We start from the raw sequence: 16,288 nt of genomic DNA, 5'->3' as shown, positions 1-16,288 counted from the left end.
TTCATAAGCATAATGCGGCTATCCATGGTCGGAGTTTGCTGCCTTTGAAGAGGAAATGAAATAGCGGGGCAAAGCCTAGAAGGAGGGAATCGCATGGCGGTCATGCGTGATATGCTGCTCTATTTGTCCAAAAACCGTATAGCTAATCGGATGGCGTTGCGCTTTGGGCTTCGCCTTGGGGCGGAACGTTTTGTAGCGGGTGAGACGCTTGCAGCAGCAATGATCAAGGTAGCGGCGCTTAACGAAAGCGGACTTCTCGTTACGCTTGACCATTTGGGCGAATTTACCCGAAGCGAGCCGGAGGCGAAGGAAGCCGCCGAAGAGGTTGTGAAAGGGCTGCAAGCCATTGCCAGCGCGGGTGCTTCCGCCAACGTATCGGTAAAGCTGACGCAGCTGGGGCTGGATATTTCCTATCCGCTATGCCTCAGCCTTATGAGAACGATCGTGTCGGAGGCGAAGCGCTTGAACAGCTTTGTGCGCATCGATATGGAGGATTATGCTCGCAATGAGCCGTCGATCCAAATGTATGAGCAGCTGCGCGCTGAGTTCGGCCATCATATCGGCATTGTCCTGCAGGCCTATTTATTCAAAACTGAAGCGGACATGGAGCGGCTGCGCGTGCTGAAGCCAAACTACCGCTTGGTAAAAGGAGCCTACAAGGAGCCGCCGGAGGTCGCCTTCCCTGACAAAGCGGATGTGGATCGCCATTTTATCCATATCATTAAAAAGCAGCTGGACAACGGCCATTATGCCGCTGTTGCAACCCATGATGCTGCGATTATTGAATGGGTGAAGGGCTACGTCAAGGAGCAGGAGATCAAGGTGGAGCGATTTGAATTTCAAATGCTGTATGGCATTCGCACGGCGCTCCAGCAGCAGCTCGCGGAGGAGGGCTACAAGGTGCGTACCTATGTGCCGTACGGAACGGATTGGTACGGCTATTTTATGCGGCGGCTGGCCGAACGGCCGGAAAATGTCTCTTTTGTGCTCAAATCCATGTTCAAACGATAAGCTGGGCTGAAAAAGAAATAGCCTTCAGGCGGGAAAGAGGGATGGGGATGAAGGAGAAGGCCAATACGATTGAGCAGACTGAGCGGCTTGGCGCACATAATTATCACCCGCTGCCGATTGTAATCGCTAAGGCGGAGGGCGTATGGGTCGAGGACCCGGATGGAAAACGTTACATGGATATGCTTAGCGGGTATTCAGCGCTTAATCAAGGGCATCGGCATCCGCGCATTATTGAAGCCCTGAAGAAGCAAGCAGATCTGGTCACGCTGACGTCGCGAGCTTTTTATAATGAGCCGCTTGGGGAATTGCTTGCGCTGCTGACGGAATTGACGGGCAAAAATATGCTGCTTCCGATGAATACAGGAGTAGAAGCGGTAGAGACGGCGGTGAAGGCAGCCCGCAGATACGGCTACCGGGTAAAAGGCATTTCGGCGGGCCAAGCGGATATTATTGTGTGCGCCGGTAATTTTCACGGTCGGACTCTGACCGTTACGTCTTTCTCCTCCGAACCCTCGTATCGGGAAGATTTTGGCCCGTTTACGCCGGGCTTCACCCTAATTCCCTATGGGGATATTGCGGCGCTGGAAGCGGCGATATCTCCGAATACGGCCGCCTTTCTCGTCGAGCCGATTCAAGGGGAGGCGGGCATCGTCATCCCGCCAGACGGCTATTTGCGTAAGGCTGCCGCTTTGTGCAAGCAGCATCAGGTGCTGCTGATGGCCGATGAGATACAGACAGGCTTTGGCCGCACGGGCAAGCGCTTCGCCTGTGATTGGGAAGAGGTCACGCCAGATGTTTACATTTTGGGCAAAGCGCTTGGCGGCGGCGTGCTGCCTGTGTCAGCGGTGGCGGCGGACAGCAGCGTCCTGGGGGTGTTTGAGCCGGGCTCGCATGGCTCGACGTTTGGCGGCAATCCGCTGGCGAGCGCCGTAGCTGTCGCATCGCTCCGTGTAACCGAGGATGAGCGCCTAGCGGACAGATCGCTAACGCTGGGCGAGGAGCTGCTGAGCAAGCTGCGCTTGATCAAGCATCCAGATATCGTGGAGGTGCGCGGCAGGGGGCTGTTTATTGCAATCGAGCTGAGAGGAGCGGCGCGTCCGTACTGTGAGAAGCTGAAGGAAGCTGGCTTGCTATGCAAGGAGACGCATGAAAAAGTAATTCGGCTCGCGCCGCCGCTTATCATTTCTGAAGACGAGCTTGCATGGGCAGCCGAGCGTATTGCTGGTGTTTTTCAAACTCTATAAAATCATCCCGTTTCATTCCGTTATGTTTCATTCATTTGACTAATAGAAGGGTGGAGCTCTCCTATGATTAGTTATGTACCGGAGCCATTTACCGATTTTGCGATTGAGGCGAACAGCAAGGCGCTTGCAGCAGCAATTAGTCAAGTACAGCAGCAGCTGGATCATGTTTATCCGCTTATTATTGGCGGCAGCAGGGTCATTACAGAGGAAATGCAAGGCTCCATTAATCCTTCCAGCACGAGCGAGGTCGTAGGGCGGGTATCGAAGGCGAATGCAAAGCAAGCGGAGCAGGCGATAGCGAGCGCTTATGAAACGTTTAGGTCGTGGTCCAAGGTGCCTGTGGCGCATCGGGCGAGATTGCTGTTTAAGTCCGCGGCAATTTTGCGCCGCCGCAAGCATGAGTTTAACGCCTGGCTCATGATTGAGGCGGGCAAAACGCGGAGCGAAGCAGACGCCGATACGGCGGAAGCGATTGATTTTCTCGAATATTACGCCCGGCAAATGCTGGAGATGAGTGAAACGGCAGCGAGGAAGCTGGTCGTTCGGCGCGGCGAAAATAACGATCTGCAATATATTCCGCTTGGCGTCGGTGTCGTCATTCCGCCGTGGAACTTTCCGCTGGCGATTATGGCGGGCATGACGACCGCAGCTGTAGTAGCGGGTAACACTGTTGTGCTTAAACCTGCGAGCACGACGCCTGTCATCGCCTATAAGTTCGTCGAAGTGCTGGAGCAGGCGGGGATGCCGCCGGGTGTCGTCCAGTTTTTGCCGGGTAGCGGGGCGGAAATTGGCGATTTGCTCGTGACGCATCCGCTAACGCGCTTCATTTCCTTCACAGGTTCGCGGGAAGTCGGACTTAGAATATTCGAGCTGTCAGCGAAAACATCGCCAGGCCAAATTTGGCTTAAACGCTTTGTCGGCGAGCTGGGCGGCAAAGACGCCATTGTCGTCGATAGCGAAGCAGATTTGGAGGCGGCGGCACAAGCGATTGTCGCTTCGGCATTCAGCTTTTCCGGGCAAAAATGCTCGGCCTGCTCTCGGGCCATCGTCCACGAGGCTGTGTATGACGCGGTATTGGAACGCTGCACGGAGCTGACGGAGGCGCTGACAGTCGGCAATACAGTAGACTTTAGCAACTATACGGGGCCGGTCATTGATTTGAACGCTTATCGCAAAATTTTCGAATATATCGAAACGGGCAGCAAGGAAGGGCGGCTAGTGACCGGAGGGAAAAAGGCGGAAGGCGACGGCTATTTCATCCAGCCAACGATTATTGCTGATCTCAAACCCGATGCTGTTCTGATGCAGGAGGAGGTTTTTGGCCCTGTGCTCGGCTTCTGCAAAGCTTCTTCCTATGAGGAGGCGCTTGCCATTGCCAATCATACGGAATATGGGCTCACAGGTGCGGTATTTTCAACGAACCGCGTTAAGCTGGAGCTGGCGCGCGAGCAGTTCCATGTCGGCAATCTTTATTTTAATCGAAAATGTACAGGAGCCATCGTAGGTGTCCATCCTTTCGGCGGCTTCAATATGTCGGGAACGGATTCCAAAGCCGGTGGCCCGGATTATTTGCTGCAATTTACACAGCTTAAGCTGATTTCGGAGCAGCTGTAAAAAGCTGAAGCGTATGCGAAGCAAGTCCAGCAGGTAAAGGAGGATGGCTTATGCTGCCTGTTAGTCAAACGGATATTTCAATTATCGGCGTTCCGATTGATCTGGGTGCAGACCGCCGCGGCGTCGATATGGGCCCAAGTGCGATTCGCTGTGCGGGTATTGAACAGAAGCTGGAGCAGCTCGGCTATATCGTACATGATTTGGGCGATCTGGCTGTGCGCCGTCCAGCATCCCGTCCTGAGCCGGGCGAGAAGCTGAAATACGTAGATGAGCTCGTAAGGGTCAATAGCAAGCTGGCGGATAAAACAGCGGAGGAGCTGGGGAAAGGGCGGTTTCCGCTTGTTTTGGGCGGCGACCACAGCATTGCCATTGGCACGATAAAAGGGGTGCAGCGCCATGTCCCGCGCCTGGGCGTATTATGGTTCGACGCTCACTGTGATGCCAATACAGCGGACACAACGCCGTCGGGCAATATTCACGGGATGTCGCTGGCGGTTAGTCTAGGCTATGGCAGCCGTCGCCTGCTTGGAGTAGGAGGCGGCAGACGCGATCCGATCCGGCCGGAGGATGTCGTCATTATCGGAGCGCGCTCCATTGATCCGGGTGAGAAGGCTTTGCTGCGCGAGCTTGGCGTTCGCGTTTATACGATGCAGGATATTGATCGGCGAGGCATGGATCAGGTGATGGAGGAAGCGCTTGGCCGGCTTGCGGCGGCAGATGGCGTTCATTTGAGCTTTGATTTGGACGGCCTTGATCCAAACGATGCCCCTGGTGTCGGAACGCCTGTAATCGGCGGGGTGAGCTATCGGGAAAGCCATCTCGCGATGGAGATGCTGGCCGAATCCAAACGGCTAGTATCCGCTGAGTTTGTTGAGGTGAATCCGGTGCTTGATAATCGCAACAGAACGGCCCGTACAGCCGTTGAGCTGATCGGTTCTGTTTTCGGCGAGCAGATTATGTAGCGAGGCGGTTTGCCAATTTAACTGGAAATTATGTGCTGAACCGTCCATAATGAAAGGAATGGATTATATCTTTTATAGGATTAAAGTGATAGATATGGATGCTGATGCTCGGCTATGCCGCGTTGCTGGTCCGGGCATCGGCGTCTGATCAGTAAACAGGAGGGAAGCATAGTGGTGGCGGGTTTAATTAAGTCGATCAATATTGGGATGCCGCAGCAGGTACCCTATTTGAAGAAAGAGGTTCTAACTGGCATTCATAAGCAACCTGTGCAGGAGGCAATCAAGCTGACAGCTGTCTGCTTCGAAGGAGACGGTCAAGCGGACCTGGTCCATCATGGCGGGGAAGATAAGGCGGTGTGCGTGTATCCTTTTGAGCATTATGCTTATTGGGAGACGCAGGGGCTGAGGATGGGCTTTGGCGCCTTTGGCGAAAATCTCACGACCCAGGGTATCGTTGAGGAAAATATCCATATTGGCGATACGTTCCAGCTTGGGACGGCAATTGTGCAGGTAAGCCAGCCACGCCAGCCCTGCTTCAAGCTGTCGGTCAAATACGGCTTGCCAGAGCTTCCGCTGCAGGTGCAGCAGACCGGCTATACCGGGTTTTATTTTCGCGTGCTGCAGGAAGGTGTCGTTTCGCCTTCGGACTCGCTGATTTGTATGAGCAAGCATCCGGCAGCGTTGTCGATTTCTTACGCCAATCAAATTATGCATGTGGAGAAAACAAATCGGGAGGCCATGGAGCGGCTGCTTGCGGCGCAGGAGCTGTCCGGCAGTTGGAGAGCGACTTTCGTGAAACGTTTGGCCGGACTAGAGACGGATACAGCGGAGCGACTGACGGGCCGAGCAGCGAATAAGGAAGCTGATTAAGCTGTAATCGCAGCGTGATAGGAATACTCAGCTTATATAACAAAGGAATTCAAATACAAGGAGGCATACCCAAATGACAAATTTATTATGGCAGGAAGATAGAGTGACGAGCGCGGAAGAGCTGAAAAGCATGATGACAGAGCCTTCTGAAGCCGTCGTGAAAAAAACCATTTCCATTATTGATTCGCATGCGGCCAATTATTTGGCGATGTCGCCGCTCTTTTTTCTAGCGACCTCGAATGCATCTGGTGTAGGCGATGTTTCCCCACGCGGAGATGAGGCCGGTTTTGTTAAGGTGCTTAATGAGAAGCAAATTGCATTTCCGGATCGTCCGGGCAATAGAAGAATTGACTCGTTGCTGAATGTGATTGAAAACCCGCAAATCGGAATGATTTTTATTATACCAGGGATGGAGGAAGTGCTGCGTGTGAATGGGCGCGCGAGCCTTACCCGGAATGTTGCGTTTATCAGCAGCATGGAGTGGAAGGGCAAGACGAGCGGCCTTGCCGTTGTCGTTGAAGTCGAGGAATGCTTTATCCACTGCCCACGGGCGTTCAAGCAGGCCGGCTTATGGACGCATGAGCAGTGGCCTTCCAAGGAACAGCTGCCATCCGTTCAAGATTTGTTCAAGGCCCATCTGGAAATCAACGGCTTCCCGATTAATAAATAATCTCAGACTACAAAGGCAGGTACAGTTATGCAATTATCAGAAATGCAAAAGCATGTGAAGGAATTCAGCACTGCTCACGGGTTTGACGAGTCAACCGTTGAGCAAAGGGCGCTTTATCTAGTTACGGAGGTTGGGGAGACGGTGAAGGAGCTGCTGCATCTTTCCTACCACCCCGACCATGAGAAAAAGGAAGAAATCAAAGATCGTCTAGGCTTGGAAATGTACGATATCGTGTGGAATATTTGCGACCTTGCCAATAAGCTGGATATTGACTTGGAGCAGGCTTTTGCGAAAAAGATGGAAATCAACAAAACCCGTACTTGGTAAGGGGAGTCCTGTATGTTTAGGAATTTGGATAAGTGTCCTTAAGAAACTGGACAGACTGGTGAATTAGCGCCTTTAAGACTTCCGTATCAATGTCGGCGATCTTATTGATGTAGACGCATGCCTTGCCGGCTGTATGCTTTCCGAGCTGCTGCAGCAGCACCTCTCGCTGCGTGTCGCCTGTGGCAAAATACAGGCTGATCTTGGCTTTTCTTGGTGAAAAGCCAACTAGAGGTGCCTCGCCGGCATGTCCCGATTCATATTTGTAGTGATACGATCCGAAGCCGATAATGCTCGGCCCCCACATTTTTGCGGGAAGCCCCGTTGTTTCTGTAAAGAGGTCGAGCAGCTTATAGGCGTCTTCCCGTTTCTTCATATTTTCGACCTCTTCAATAAATGCGATGACGCTGTTTTCGGTTTCCTTCGTTTTCAGCTCATACATGTTGAAATGCCTCCAATCACTAATCTAGTGGTTATAAATACGTCTATAGGATTCTCTGAATGAGGTCCCATCCCCCTCGAGCACACTAATCAAGTAGTCGCCAAATTCCTCCCGATACTGAAAATGCAAATTAGCCCCCGTATTCAGAAAAGCAATGATCGTATCGTGGTCCTTGCAAATTTCGGTGATCTGCAGATCATTTTGCTGTGCATAAAGCTTAAAGCTTTCCCAAAAATGAATCTCGCAATTCTTTATGATTTCTTCTTTGCTGCTGTGGGAGCTGCGGTTTATGAATTTAAGATTTTCCCCGATAAGCTCCTGATTATCATTATAAAAAATTTCCAAAAGCCAGTTTTTAAATTCAAAGCCTAGGATGGTGCCGGTTATGGCGCTATGGCTTTCCTTGCTGCTGCATTTCAGCAACAAATCATTGAAATTACTGTTTTTATGGGCCGGCAAATTGAAGAAACCTTGCTGCCTCAAATAATGGAGGATCGTAAAATCTATACGCTCCATCTCCATGTAAGAGGGGGCTGAGAGTGTAGCATTGATGATTCGTTTGTTCCTGAATCGGCTTGTTATTTCGCTTATAAGGAAATCGTCATGGGTTTTGGAATAATGAAAAGTTAGCCGCAAGCCGTTGTCGAGTATGGCTTTCCTGCTGTTTTTGGTTTGTGTGCATGTGCGGATAGTCAAATGATGCTGGGCCGCATAATGCTCAAAATCATGCCAAAAATGGATGTCACCCTGTATTGCCATTTGATGAGAGTTCTTGATTTGGGCCAGTTTTTTGAAATCGATAAGCGAGCCATAATATTGGCCATGAACATAGATTAAGGATAAGTCGTAGTGGTGAAATTCAAATTCCAATATCGTACCTTGCTCGCTTTTAACACTAGCCTGGCAGGCCGTTAACAGCTCGTGAAAGGTGAAATGTGCGTTTTCCGGTATTTCGAGGAATCCGCCATGCTTAATAAATGCATGCAGCCCAGCGAACCTATCATTATTTTCTCCCACGTGAATAGGTGACACCTCTCTTATATTTAAAGTGAGTCTCCCTATAAATTATACATGATCATAGAATGTAAACGCATGCTCCGATATGCTCGTTACAAATAAAACAGGGATGCAAGAAGGTCGCATCCCTGTTTACCATTCATTTATGTTCCTGTCATTTATGTTACTGCCTCGAAAAAAGCTTTACGCAGGCACTACGCTGCGGATCACGGTCAGGCTGCCGTCCAGCTCATAGCCGCCAAGGCTTGCTGGAAGCAAATAGGCTTGGCCTGCTGCGAGAGCGAGCTCGCCGTCTGCCCATTTCAGCTTGCCGCTGCCTTCGGCAACGATCAAGATGACGAAGCTTGTCGCAGGCGTTTCATAGGCTGCTGCGGAGCGGATGATTCCTTTTTCGACAATAAAATAAGGAGATGAGGCAATCGTCAGCCACTGGCCATCAGCAACGCCGTCTGTTGTCATGCGGCTTGCGCCTGCGCCGTCATAAGCAATGACGTTCAGGGAGTCCTCGATATGCAGGTCGCGCAGCTCGCCATCAAGACCAAGACGGTCATAATCATAGAGGCGGTAGGTCGTATCGGAATTTTGCTGAATTTCGGCAACGACTACGCCAGCGCACAAAGCATGAACGGTTCCTGCCGGAATGTAGAAGGCATCGCCTGCTTGAACCGGAACCTCCTGCAGCGTATCCATGATGCGCCCTTCGGCAATTGCGGCTTCCATAGCTGCACGGTCAACGCCGTCCTTCAAGCCGTAAATAATCGTAGCGCCTGGCTTGGCATCAAGAATGTACCACATTTCGGTTTTGCCAAGCTCGCCTTCAGGCAAGCCTTCGTAGGTGTCGGTCGGGTGAACCTGAATCGACAGGTCGTCATTGCAATCCAGCAGCTTGATGAGCAGCGGGAAGCGGCCATTTTTCTCCGAAAAGCCTTTCGTGCCGAACCACTCGCGGCCATAAGCTTCGCGAATTTCGTCGAGGCCTTTGCCAGCAAGCTCGCCATTAATAACCTTCGTTGTGCCGTTCGGGTGGTCGCCGATCATCCAGCCTTCGCCAATCGAGCCTTCCGGCAGCGTAAGGCCAAACTGCTCAAGCGCACGGCCACCCCAAATACGTTCCTTCATCTCTGGTTGAAATTGCAGTGGGTATGGTTTAGTCATTACAGTATCTCTCCCTAAGTTAAGTAGTTTAAGCTTCTCGTTTGCCTTTTTTCTCTACGCCAAGCAAATACGGTGCGGCCTTCTTGTGCAGCTGCCGGTACAGCATGGTAGCAGCTGCCTCATCTGGCAGTGCTTCAACCCATTGCTGCACGGCTTGCGCTTCCTCGGCGCCGCCCGGATGACCGGGATAGACGACGCATGTAATGACGCCGCCCGGACGAAGCAGGGCAAGCGCAGCTTCCAGCGCAGCAATTGTAGTTGATGGCTGCGTAATAAGCGACTCGTCGCCTCCAGGCAAAAAGCCGAGATTAAACATGACACCGGCTATATGGCCATGCAGCGCGGCTGGAACGCAATCCGCCAGCTGCTCGTGGCTCTGGAGGAAAAGCTGCGTATCCGCGAGCTTCTCCTTGCCTCCGGCACGTATTGCGTCCAGCCGCTCCCGCGTCCGGTCAAGCGCCGCCTGCTGGATGTCGAAGGCGATTACGCTGCCCCGTTCACCGACGAGTCGGGCGAGGGCAAGCGTGTCAACGCCGCCGCCCGAGGTGGCATCGATGACGGTATCTCCGGGCTGTGCCCGTTCGGCCATCCAGCGATGCGCCATGCTGAGAACCGATAAAAATCCCATGCTAGCTGTTCACCCACAGCTTTCCTTGCCAAGTGCCGCGCTGACGCAGCTCGTCATCGATCGCATTGAGCACTTCCCATTTCTTGAGGCTCCACATCGGGCCAATGAGCAGGTCGCGAGGGGCATCGCCGGTCAGACGGTGGACGATCATCTCTGGCGGCAAAAACTCCAGCGTGTCGCCAATTAGCTTGACGTATTCGTCCTTCTCCAGAAAGCGCAGCAGTCCAGCCTCATATTGGCGGACCATTGGCGTCTTGCGCATCAGATGCAGCAGATGGATTTTGATGCCCTGCACATCCATGGCAGCAACGGCGCGCCCGGTATCGAGCATCATTTCATGCGTTTCCTGCGGCAGCCCGTAAATAATATGGGCACAGACGCGGATGCCGCGTGCTCGCAGTCGCTTTACAGCATCAACATAGCAGGCGGTATCATGCGCCCGGTTAATCAGCTCCGAGGTCGATTCATGCACCGTCTGGAGTCCCATTTCAACCCAGAGGTAGGTGCGCTCATTGAGCTCTGCCAAATAATCGACGACATCATCCGGCAGACAGTCGGGGCGAGTGGCAATCGACAGGCCGACAACACCGGGCTGCTGCAAAATCACTTCATAATATTCGCGAAGCTCTTCTACGGGCGCGTAAGTGTTCGTGTAGGCCTGGAAGTAGCCGATATACTGGGCATCCGGCCATTTTTGATGCTGGCGGTCACGGATATTGTTGAACTGGGTAACGAGATCATCCCGCCGGCTTCCGGCAAAGTCGCCTGATCCGCGCGCGCTGCAGAAGGTGCAGCCGCCCTTGGCAATGGAGCCATCACGGTTAGGGCAAGTAAAGCCGGCATCGAGCATGACCTTGAATACTTTGCCGCCGAATTGCTCGCGCATCTCGTAGTTCCATGTATGAAATCTTTTATCGCCCCATAGCAGGGGGTCATTGGTCGGTTCTAATGCTGTTGCTTTTAATGAATTCATTCCGTTCTCCTTCTCTTATAAAAAGGGTGGTGAAAAAATCGGGAAGCGGAGCTTTCAAAATATAAGAATGTATAAGTTTCCCCCTCATACATCGCTTATATTTCACCGCGAAACGTTAGCTTTACCGCCAGAGGACGGCTTTCTACCGTTTACGCTTGCGCAGCGCAGATTCTTACTCACCGCCATTTATTCACTCCCTCTATTTTAACGAAAAAGCGGGCGGAAAGCCACGCCCGATTATGGGCTGATTGTAAACGTTTCCACTATGCGGAAAACTGGAAATTATTTTTAAGAAAACGAAAAATAGGCTTGCTATACCTTACATGATCTGTTATATTAAAAGTGTGAAATGGCAACAAAAAAACCTAACATAGCTGATTCGTAGCGATTGTCATACAATGTCGTTTGTCTGGAAATAATGAGTTATATTAAACGATGAGGTGATGTCTAATGAGCGAGCAAACTAGAATTCCACATGGCGATGAGAAAGTAACGGTAGAGTTAACAGTTAAAGAGCTGATGGCGCTGAGCGGTATCAGATTCCACAATAATCATCATGTTGAAGTATCTGCGCGCAAGAAGCTGAATGAAGCGCTGGAAGAAACGTATGAAATTGATAAGTCCAATGCTCCGATTGATTATCGCTTGCTGATCTGAGCCGCTCTATTTAGTAGAAGAACCGCGGGGGCGGCCACCCTGCGGTTCTTTTTTTTGGCTATCAGCTTTACAATAAGGACGATCTTAGGCACAATAAGGACTAGCTTATATGCGGGAGTTGCCTGCGATTCAGGCAGGCCCGCTATTAAATGGAGGATTCAAATACAATGCGATTAAGAGGAAGAAAAGGAATTCGTGAAAGCCTGGAGGCACAGCCGGAGCTTGTTATTCTGGATGCCGCCCCGCTTAAAGGGAAATGGCGCGATTTTTTCGGCAATGATAACCCGATTTATGTGGAGCTTGGCATGGGCAAGGGCCGTTTTATCAGCCATATGAGCGCGCGCAACCCGCATATTAATTTTATTGGCGTAGATATGTATGACGAGCTGATTCGCCGCGCAGGCGAGAAAGCGCATGCGATTTGGGCTGAGCAGGGCGTTAGTCATCCGCCTAATTTGGCGCTGTTGCGTGCGAATATCGAGCAAATAGAGACGATGTTTGAGCCGGGCGAGCTTGAGCGCATTCATCTGAATTTCAGCGATCCTTGGCCGAAAGCTAAGCATGCTCGCCGTAGGCTGACACATCCGCGTTTTCTGGCGAAATATGGCCAGCTGCTGAATAAGCGGGGAGAGATTCATTTTAAGACCGATTCGATGTCGCTGTTTGAGTTCTCGCTTAACAGCTTTACAGAGATGGAGCTTCAGCTTCGGAACATTTCACTGCATTTGCACAAGGATGAGCCGCGTGAGGAGCTTGTATTTACCGAATATGAGATGAAATTTATGGACAAGGGCCAGCCGATCTACCGTCTGGAAGCTGTAATTGGCTCAGCGGCGCTGGCGAAATTTCGCGAAAACAAGCTGGCGAATGCCCAGCGTGAAGCGGAGCAAAGCGAAGAGGATACAGAAACGGAAGACTAGGGCATGTCTGAGAACTCTGAGGACAGCAAATTTTGCCGAATTTTCGTTCCATGCAAGGCGCGCTTGGGAAGGCGTACCGGGGGTACGTCAAGCAAACGGAACGAAGCAGGGGGCGAAAAGGCGGTGAAAGGTGCCACTGAACGGGTTTTCAGACACGCCCTAGCATCTCAAACGATTAATTAACAATCCCCGTAGTAAAAAACGGGCAAAAGCCAAATACAGCTAGGTTACATGGCAGTAACCCAGCTGTATTGTACGGCGAATGCCGTGACCGTGCCTATAAATGCGCCGACAATAACGTCGGAAGGATAATGCAGCCCCAGATACATCCTCGACCAGCCTACCGAAACGCCTATAATCGCAGCAATTGGAACCGTAATGACCAGCAGGACGCCGCTCGTAAGCACGATTGGGATGAGCCAGGCGAATATCGCTGTCGTATGCCCGGATGGAAATGACGAATCGACAAGCGGTTTGTGGCTCGTGGTCAAGCCTTCAAGCGCTTGATACGGGCGCAGCCTTTTGAACCAGCGTTTGACTACAAAAACGGGGAGATGGCTAATGACGACGGTTATGAAGCATTGCCAGCCGGTTGCGTTCCATGGTGATGGAGCGATCAAAGCAAATAGCAGAGAACTGGACAGGGTAAACGTCGCGCCTCCCATATGTGTAATGACGCTGAGCCATTTTCCAAGCCAGCGGTGCAGGCGCTTATGTCCGCGTCGGCTATTCGCCCAGACAATGAGCTGCTGCTCGCGCACTCTCAGCCATCCTAACAATTGTTTCATTCCAATCCTCCTGTATAAGTGTGGCGGTTTTCCACTCTAAAGATAGTACCATGTTTTGAGCCCCTGTACGCATACAATTTGTAAAAATCCAGATTAATGTTCTGTTCATACTGTGTTGATTACCCGATAACATACCTTCCTTACAATAATAGCCGATAGCATTCAAGAGTAAAGGCGAAGGAGGCGTATGAATGAGACTCGCGCTTTTTACCGATACCTATGAGCCGGAACGAAATGGCGTTGCCCGTTCGCTTGGCCGCTGGAAAGCCTTTTTGCAGCGCAGAGGGGTAGAGTGCTTGGTGCTGGCACCGGAGCGCTCGATCTTTGACTCCAAGGCGGCTATGCAGGCAAGCTCTGTAGAGCGCTTTGCCAGCCTGCCGTTTTTTCTCTACCCGGAGTGCCGCTTGGCGCTGCCGAATCCGCTGCATCTTCGCCATGCCCTGCATGAATTTAGCCCCACCCTCATCCATGTAGCTACCCCATTCAACCTTGGCTTATGTGGCATTCATTATGCCCGCAGACATCAAATTCCGCTGATCGCATCTTATCACACTAATTTTGATCAATATTTGCCGTTTTATAATTTGCAATGGATGGTAAAGATGTTAAGTAGGTATATGGAATGGTTTCATCACGACTGCAAAAAGATATTTGTGCCTTCCACATCTACGCTGCAGGATTTGACCAGGAAAGGATGGGATGCGGAGCGGCTTTCCGTGTGGAGCCGGGGTATAGACACGAGCTTGTTTCATCCCTGGGTTAACCGGGAGCAGCTGCTGGCGCAGCATGACATAAACAACGAATGTTTTGTCGTTTTTTATGCAGGAAGGCTTGCGCCGGAGAAAGATGTCGAAACAGCAATTGAGGCTTTCTCCTCATTCCAAAAGCAAACTAATGCACAAGTAAAGCTGGTGCTGGCGGGTGACGGTCCTTCGTCAGAGGTGCTGCAGCAGCAATGCGCAAGAAGCGGCGTAGCTGCAACCTTCCTTGGCTTTCAAACGTCAGAGGAGCTGCAGAGGTGGTACGCTGCTGCTGATCTTTTTCTATTTCCGTCGGCGACGGAAACGTTCGGCAATGTTGTGCTTGAGGCGATGGCATGCGGCACACCTGTCCTTTGTGCGAATAAGGGCGGCGTGCTCGATTCCGTCTCTCATGGACTGAACGGAATGCTGTGCGAGGCGGGAAGTCCGGCAAGCTTTGCTGCTGCACTTGCGCTTCTGCACGAGGATGAGGAGCGCAGAAGAAATTTGGGCATCAGTGCAAGATTATTCAGTCTCCGAAAGTCTTGGGATACGATTTTTGATGGTCTTCTTGCGGAATGCGAGTGGCAGTCCGCGCAGGGGAGTTCACCAGTCAGCCACATTATGAGATAAATTTAACGGAAACATTTTCGCGTTTTTTATCGTAAGTAAGGTCAGAAGTGCTAAAAATTCAGCAAATGGATGAAAATAAGGGTGACGCGCCGCAAAAGGAGGTAATGCAGTCATTGGTTAACCATGGTAGCGCTTTTCCGGCTGGAAAACGCTCAATTGAGCTTTTGACAAAAGGAAGCAATGTGTGGAGAATCAAGTAAGGTCAGGGACGCTTTCAGAAAAGCGCCCGTAAACAAGAGAGATATAAAATAACCGCCTGAACGATGAACGTATGCTTGGTCGGCTGCGCCACTCAATTTGGCAAATCAAAAAAAGGGGTCTCAAGGGGGCAGTACCTAAATGTTCAATTCAATTATGTTTGTTGTGCAAATTTTATTTGCAATGCTTGGCCTGTATCAATTGTTTCTGACGTTTTTCGGATGGCATCGCAGAAAAGAGGATTTGTCGCATAAGCCGCAAAAGTCTTTCGCTTTGTTGATCGCCGCTCATAACGAAGAGCAAGTAGTTGGAGCCTTAATCGAGAATTTGCAAAAAATGAAATACCCGCGCGAGCTGTACGATATTTTCGTCATCTGCGACAACTGCACAGACGGAACCGTCGACGTTGTAAAAAGCTATGACGGCGTATACGCCTGCGTTAGAGAAAATCCGACCCAACGCGGTAAAGGCTTCGCGGTGGAATGGATGCTTAAAGAACTGTGGCAAATGCCACGCAGCTATGATGGCGTTGCGATTTTCGATGCTGACAATCTCGTGGCAACGGACTTCCTGCAATATATGAACAATGATCTGTGCAACGGCTTCCAGGTTGTACAAGGTTATCTGGATACGAAAAACCCGAATGACTCTTGGGTCAGCTCGGCTAATGCCATCAACTACTGGTTCTGTAACCGTCTATGGCAGCTGCCGCGTACGAACCTAGGGCTTGCGAACTTTCTCGGCGGTACGGGCATGGTGTTTGATTCCAAGCTGCTGCAGGAAATGGGCTGGGGAGCTACGAGCCTTGTTGAGGATTTGGAATTTACCGTTCGCTGTATTAAGCGCGGCATTTACCCGAAATTCAACTTTGAAGCTAAAGTATTCGACGAGAAGCCGATTACGTTCCAAGCTTCTGCCCGTCAGCGCCTGCGCTGGATGCAAGGCCACTTTGATGTAACGCGCAAGCATATGCTGCCGCTGCTGTGGCAGGGCATCAAGGATCGCAGCTGGACGAAGATTGACGCTGCTTTGTATGTCTTTAATGCTTACAATTATCTCGCGGGCTTCTTTATAGCCGCTATCATTTGGGGCGACATCTTCCTTTCGGGAGGAGAGCGGGTAACATCCGTTTACAATATGCTGCCGATTTGGGTGTCCATCCCGTATATGCTTTACATTTTCATTCAAATTCCGCTGTCTATGTACTTGGCCAAAGTAAACTGGAAGCTGTACCTGCGCATTCCGACGTTCTTGCTTTTCACCCTGTCGTGGTGGCCAATTACGGTTCATGCCTTCTTTACGCAAAACAACAAGAAGTGGAGCCATACGCAGCATACCCGCGTCATCCGGCTTGAGGAAGTTCAGAGCAAGCAGCTTTAAAACCGGATTTGTGTAAGAGGGTCACAATATGACTTTAAAAGTGTTGACACTGCACTTTCAGC

At 51.1% G+C, this 16,288-nt stretch carries 17 protein-coding genes; 11 read left to right on the top strand and 6 right to left on the bottom strand.

Features of this window, described 5'->3' with window-relative positions:
* Window positions 1–93: 93 nt before the first annotated feature.
* The 7 genes from ACSR9A_RS25770 (at window position 94) to ACSR9A_RS25740 (ending at window position 6,698) form a co-directional block, all read left to right on the top strand.
* Window positions 94–1,011, top strand: coding sequence for a proline dehydrogenase family protein (locus ACSR9A_RS25770; RefSeq protein ID WP_473760673.1), 918 nt, complete (start codon window positions 94–96; stop codon window positions 1,009–1,011).
* A 47-nt stretch (window positions 1,012–1,058) separates the two neighbouring features.
* On the top strand, window positions 1,059–2,255 hold the full coding sequence (locus tag ACSR9A_RS25765; protein ID WP_473760671.1) for an ornithine--oxo-acid transaminase: 1,197 nt from the start codon (window positions 1,059–1,061) through the stop codon (window positions 2,253–2,255).
* A 63-nt stretch (window positions 2,256–2,318) separates the two neighbouring features.
* Window positions 2,319–3,869, top strand: coding sequence for an L-glutamate gamma-semialdehyde dehydrogenase (gene pruA, locus ACSR9A_RS25760; RefSeq protein WP_473760669.1), 1,551 nt, complete (start codon window positions 2,319–2,321; stop codon window positions 3,867–3,869).
* Window positions 3,870–3,919: 50 nt separating this feature from the next.
* A complete protein-coding gene (gene rocF, locus ACSR9A_RS25755) occupies window positions 3,920–4,831 on the top strand; it encodes an arginase (protein WP_473760667.1) in 912 nt (303 codons plus the stop codon).
* Window positions 4,832–5,038: 207 nt separating this feature from the next.
* A complete protein-coding gene (locus ACSR9A_RS25750) occupies window positions 5,039–5,701 on the top strand; it encodes an MOSC domain-containing protein (protein WP_473761260.1) in 663 nt (220 codons plus the stop codon).
* 73 nt (window positions 5,702–5,774) lie between these two features.
* Window positions 5,775–6,371: an MSMEG_1061 family FMN-dependent PPOX-type flavoprotein gene (locus ACSR9A_RS25745; RefSeq protein WP_473760664.1), complete on the top strand. Its 597-nt coding sequence runs from the start codon at window positions 5,775–5,777 to the stop codon at window positions 6,369–6,371.
* A gap of 27 nt (window positions 6,372–6,398) precedes the next feature.
* Window positions 6,399–6,698 carry a MazG nucleotide pyrophosphohydrolase domain-containing protein gene (locus ACSR9A_RS25740; protein WP_473760663.1) on the top strand — a complete coding sequence of 100 codons (300 nt, stop codon included), beginning with the start codon at window positions 6,399–6,401 and terminating at the stop codon, window positions 6,696–6,698.
* Window positions 6,699–6,714: 16 nt separating this feature from the next.
* Here the strand turns inward: ACSR9A_RS25740 and ACSR9A_RS25735 are convergent, their stop codons facing one another.
* The 5 genes from ACSR9A_RS25735 to mnmL all read right to left on the bottom strand — a co-directional run bounded on the left by ACSR9A_RS25735 (window position 6,715) and on the right by mnmL (window position 10,910).
* A complete protein-coding gene (locus ACSR9A_RS25735; protein ID WP_473760661.1) occupies window positions 6,715–7,137 on the bottom strand; it encodes a DUF1801 domain-containing protein in 423 nt (140 codons plus the stop codon).
* A 24-nt stretch (window positions 7,138–7,161) separates the two neighbouring features.
* A complete protein-coding gene (locus ACSR9A_RS25730) occupies window positions 7,162–8,154 on the bottom strand; it encodes a hypothetical protein (RefSeq protein ID WP_473760659.1) in 993 nt (330 codons plus the stop codon).
* Window positions 8,155–8,337: 183 nt separating this feature from the next.
* Window positions 8,338–9,309 (bottom strand): type I phosphomannose isomerase catalytic subunit, encoded by a 972-nt coding sequence (locus ACSR9A_RS25725; RefSeq protein ID WP_341278946.1) that lies wholly within the window; start codon window positions 9,307–9,309, stop codon window positions 8,338–8,340.
* Window positions 9,310–9,337: 28 nt separating this feature from the next.
* On the bottom strand, window positions 9,338–9,937 hold the full coding sequence (gene mnmM / locus ACSR9A_RS25720) for a tRNA 5-(aminomethyl)-2-thiouridylate-methyltransferase MnmM (protein WP_473760657.1): 600 nt from the start codon (window positions 9,935–9,937) through the stop codon (window positions 9,338–9,340).
* Between the two features lies 1 nt (window position 9,938).
* Window positions 9,939–10,910, bottom strand: coding sequence for a tRNA modification radical SAM protein MnmL/YtqA (gene mnmL / locus ACSR9A_RS25715; protein WP_473760654.1), 972 nt, complete (start codon window positions 10,908–10,910; stop codon window positions 9,939–9,941).
* Window positions 10,911–11,360: 450 nt separating this feature from the next.
* On the opposite strand from mnmL, the gene ACSR9A_RS25710 reads away from it, so the two are divergent.
* Window positions 11,361–11,567 carry a hypothetical protein gene (locus ACSR9A_RS25710; RefSeq protein WP_473760652.1) on the top strand — a complete coding sequence of 69 codons (207 nt, stop codon included), beginning with the start codon at window positions 11,361–11,363 and terminating at the stop codon, window positions 11,565–11,567.
* A 167-nt stretch (window positions 11,568–11,734) separates the two neighbouring features.
* On the top strand, window positions 11,735–12,487 hold the full coding sequence (gene trmB, locus ACSR9A_RS25705) for a tRNA (guanosine(46)-N7)-methyltransferase TrmB (RefSeq protein WP_473760650.1): 753 nt from the start codon (window positions 11,735–11,737) through the stop codon (window positions 12,485–12,487).
* A 227-nt stretch (window positions 12,488–12,714) separates the two neighbouring features.
* On the opposite strand, the gene ACSR9A_RS25700 is transcribed toward trmB, so the two are convergent.
* Entirely contained in the window at window positions 12,715–13,275 is a 561-nt protein-coding gene (locus ACSR9A_RS25700) for a phosphatase PAP2 family protein (RefSeq protein ID WP_341278941.1), read from the bottom strand.
* Window positions 13,276–13,466: 191 nt separating this feature from the next.
* Between ACSR9A_RS25700 and ACSR9A_RS25695 the strand changes: the two genes are divergently transcribed.
* The gene (locus ACSR9A_RS25695) at window positions 13,467–14,648 is read left to right on the top strand and encodes a glycosyltransferase family 4 protein (RefSeq protein ID WP_473760649.1); all 1,182 of its coding nucleotides are present in this window, start codon (window positions 13,467–13,469) and stop codon (window positions 14,646–14,648) included.
* Window positions 14,649–14,987: 339 nt separating this feature from the next.
* On the top strand, window positions 14,988–16,226 hold the full coding sequence (locus ACSR9A_RS25690) for a glycosyltransferase family 2 protein (RefSeq protein WP_341278939.1): 1,239 nt from the start codon (window positions 14,988–14,990) through the stop codon (window positions 16,224–16,226).
* The last annotated feature ends 62 nt before the right edge of the window (window positions 16,227–16,288 follow it).

The organism is Paenibacillus sp. R-74696, assembly GCF_055814915.1.
The sequence above is the reverse complement of the archived record's forward strand: the minus strand, read 5'-3'. Positions and strand labels throughout refer to the sequence as shown.

Bases quoted from the DNA above. Each gene is read 5' to 3' on its own strand.
- ACSR9A_RS25770 (WP_473760673.1), top strand. From the start codon at position 94: ATGGCGGTCATGCGTGATATGCTGCTCTATTTGTCCAAAAACCGTATA.
- ACSR9A_RS25765 (WP_473760671.1), top strand. From the start codon at position 1,059: ATGAAGGAGAAGGCCAATACGATTGAGCAGACTGAGCGGCTTGGCGCA.
- pruA (WP_473760669.1), top strand. From the start codon at position 2,319: ATGATTAGTTATGTACCGGAGCCATTTACCGATTTTGCGATTGAGGCG.
- rocF (WP_473760667.1), top strand. From the start codon at position 3,920: ATGCTGCCTGTTAGTCAAACGGATATTTCAATTATCGGCGTTCCGATT.
- ACSR9A_RS25750 (WP_473761260.1), top strand. From the start codon at position 5,039: ATGCCGCAGCAGGTACCCTATTTGAAGAAAGAGGTTCTAACTGGCATT.
- ACSR9A_RS25745 (WP_473760664.1), top strand. From the start codon at position 5,775: ATGACAAATTTATTATGGCAGGAAGATAGAGTGACGAGCGCGGAAGAG.
- ACSR9A_RS25740 (WP_473760663.1), top strand. From the start codon at position 6,399: ATGCAATTATCAGAAATGCAAAAGCATGTGAAGGAATTCAGCACTGCT.
- ACSR9A_RS25735 (WP_473760661.1), bottom strand. From the start codon at position 7,137: ATGTATGAGCTGAAAACGAAGGAAACCGAAAACAGCGTCATCGCATTT.
- ACSR9A_RS25725 (WP_341278946.1), bottom strand. From the start codon at position 9,309: ATGACTAAACCATACCCACTGCAATTTCAACCAGAGATGAAGGAACGT.
- mnmM (WP_473760657.1), bottom strand. From the start codon at position 9,937: ATGGGATTTTTATCGGTTCTCAGCATGGCGCATCGCTGGATGGCCGAA.
- mnmL (WP_473760654.1), bottom strand. From the start codon at position 10,910: ATGAATTCATTAAAAGCAACAGCATTAGAACCGACCAATGACCCCCTG.
- ACSR9A_RS25710 (WP_473760652.1), top strand. From the start codon at position 11,361: ATGAGCGAGCAAACTAGAATTCCACATGGCGATGAGAAAGTAACGGTA.
- trmB (WP_473760650.1), top strand. From the start codon at position 11,735: ATGCGATTAAGAGGAAGAAAAGGAATTCGTGAAAGCCTGGAGGCACAG.
- ACSR9A_RS25700 (WP_341278941.1), bottom strand. From the start codon at position 13,275: ATGAAACAATTGTTAGGATGGCTGAGAGTGCGCGAGCAGCAGCTCATT.
- ACSR9A_RS25695 (WP_473760649.1), top strand. From the start codon at position 13,467: ATGAGACTCGCGCTTTTTACCGATACCTATGAGCCGGAACGAAATGGC.
- ACSR9A_RS25690 (WP_341278939.1), top strand. From the start codon at position 14,988: ATGTTCAATTCAATTATGTTTGTTGTGCAAATTTTATTTGCAATGCTT.